We start from the raw sequence: 2,758 nt of genomic DNA, 5'->3' as shown, positions 1-2,758 counted from the left end.
ATTGAAAAGATATACCTATGATTACTATGCAGATAATAAACTGAAGTTTGGGCATTATTCCGAACCCTGGGCAACAGCACCTCAAAACAGTTTTTACAGTGAGTATATTATTTATGACCTGAACGGAAATATCACTCAGTTATACCGTAATGCTAAGAACTCCACTACTGGAGTCGCAATGCAGATTGATGATCTTACCTATAGCTATGCTGGAAACAGATTACAGACGGTAACAGATGGCACCCAGAATAATGCAGGTTATGAAGGAGGAGGTAATATTATTGAGTATGACCTGAATGGAAGTATGACCAGTATGAAGGATAAAGGAATTACATCCATCGCTTACAATTTTCTCAATCTTCCTGATAAAATGATCATGCTACAGTCCGGAGTAGGTCTTACTTATTTATATGGAGCCAATGGTACAAAACTTCAGAAAGTAAACTCAACTTATGAATGTGGTATTGTAGATTGCTATACTGTCAATGCTGTCTCAGATTATCTGGATGGCTTCCAGTATATGAGTACTTCTATAAGCAGAGGTAATGGTGGTGATACTGAGTTATTGTCTAAAAGTCGGGAAATGTCTAAGGCAATGGAGATCCAGGCCTATACACTCAATGATACTATTGTCCCAGCTACAGCAAGAGGTTCTTTGGGACAAACAAAGAATCCCAATCTTTCTTTTTTTCCAACAGCAGAAGGGTATTATGATTATCAAAAAGATCAGTATATTTACCAATACAAGGATCACCTTGGAAACGTGAGAATAAGTTTCGGAAGAAACAGCGCAGGTGCTCTTGAAATCACCGATGCCAATGATTACTATCCATTTGGGATGAATCACCTCAATACCGGAAATACATTTTTTGGACAGGGTACTTATAAGAATTACAAGTACAACGGGAAGGAACTTCAGGAAACAGGGATGTATGATTACGGAGCACGGTTTTATATGCCGGATATTGGAAGGTGGGGTGTAGTAGATCCATTAGCAGAAACTTCTCGTAGATGGTCTACTTATACCTATGCTTATAATAATCCAATAAGATTTATTGATCCAGATGGAATGGAAAATAAAGACATCCACCTTTTGGGAAATTTAGCAGATAAAGCACTTGAACAATTAAATGCAAATAGTAGCCTTGCTATGACTAAGGATTCCAATGGGAAATTAGATACTACACAACTAAGTAAAAGCGCTTATAATAAGTTGTCTGATACGGATAAGGTGTTATATGATGGTATAAAAAATAGCCCAAATACTGATTCTAGAATTTATGCTGAAAATAATAATATAACACCAGATGGAGGATTAATTCCAGGAGGATCTTTTGGTGGAGCTAATTATGATTCAGCAACAAAAATCAGTACTGGAACCCAATATACCAATCCAGAAGTATTAGGAAATGCAGAAAGTTTTACAGGAACACAAAAAGGCACAGGAATGACTCATGAAGTTGTTGAAAATGTGCTTATTACAAGAGAGTCTTTGAAAACAAAAAGTGATGTTTCGACTAGTACTTTCCTTAATCCCAGTCCTGTTTTTAATAAGTTCCATGATCAAACGAGAGCTATGATGCCGTATGATAATATAGCTATATCAGCTAGAACAAGAAACGAAACTACAGGTAGAAAGTATTATGAAGGATTTGCGGGAAAAATAGATGTTAATGGAAAAGTCCAAAAGCTTCCTTTATATAAAGTTTATGCAGATGATAAAAGGCTAAAAAGATAATTTTATGAAAAATATAGTTGTTTTATTTATTTTATTTATTTACAGTTGTCAAACAAACAATGTAATAATTAGTTCAAAACCTGTTAATATAATAAGAAAAATAGTCTCTTTTAAAGAAAATGAGGAAGTTAATATATTAATAGCAGATAATAATGATATTATAGAAGTATTTAAAGAAAATAGTTCTCATAATTGTAAAAAAATTAAATTAGGAAAAAGTTATTCTTTAAAAATAATTCCTGTTAGTGATTTAATACAACATGGTGTTGAATCTCCCAATGAATACATTTTAAATGACTCAACCCTAATTAAATATAATCATTATTATACTTTAGAAAAAAATCAAAATATTTGTATAATAAAATAATATAATAAACTTGATTTTGCGGACTGCACGATTACATTGTGTGGCATTTTTATTAACAATTATTTATCTTTACCAATATAAAGATCATTTAAGAAATACAAGAGTAAGTTTTGCTAAAGACAGCGCATATGCTATTGAAGTAACAGACATTAACAACTATTATCCATTTGCGTTAAATTCCCAGTTGCAACATCTGAAAAAAACAATGGGAAAGGATATACTGCTGCACATAAAAATGCAAATAAATTAGATCCAAGACTAAAGATCCAGGTAGTGATTATACAAGTGATCATACAAGGCAAAAGGTTAAAAATACAGATGGCAAACTATTATATACTGAAGAAGAAGTAATTTATACAAATAAAAAAACTAATGAACAAACTTCTTTAGGACGATTTAAAACTACCTCCAGCTGCGCAAAGTCTCCTGACTTTGAGCAATCAAAATAAAAGAACCTTTGCAAGAGCAAAGGTTTTTTACTTATACACTGCTCATCCGGATAAAAAAATCTCATCCATCAAATATAATTACTTGAATTTGCCTCAACAGGTTATCCAAGATTCAAAAACAACTTATTATATCTACAGAGCGGATGGAACAAAGGTTAAAAAATCAGGAACGGCTGGCTTAGCTACAGATTATCTGGATGGTTT

3 protein-coding genes are annotated in these 2,758 nt (G+C 32.7%); all 3 read left to right on the top strand.

Going from position 1 to position 2,758, the window contains the following annotated elements:
• On the top strand, window positions 1–1,738 hold a 1,738-nt coding region (locus DRF65_RS28120; protein WP_133297842.1), incomplete at its 5' end, for an RHS repeat-associated core domain-containing protein.
• 4 nt (window positions 1,739–1,742) lie between these two features.
• A complete protein-coding gene (locus DRF65_RS28115; RefSeq protein WP_115974008.1) occupies window positions 1,743–2,105 on the top strand; it encodes a hypothetical protein in 363 nt (120 codons plus the stop codon).
• Window positions 2,106–2,537: 432 nt separating this feature from the next.
• Window positions 2,538–2,758: hypothetical protein (locus DRF65_RS29050; RefSeq protein WP_228439006.1), on the top strand; the 221-nt coding region annotated here is incomplete at its 3' end.

The sequence above is a fragment of the Chryseobacterium pennae genome, assembly GCF_003385515.1.
Lineage (GTDB): Bacteria > Bacteroidota > Bacteroidia > Flavobacteriales > Weeksellaceae > Chryseobacterium > Chryseobacterium pennae.
The sequence above is the reverse complement of the archived record's forward strand: the minus strand, read 5'-3'. Positions and strand labels throughout refer to the sequence as shown.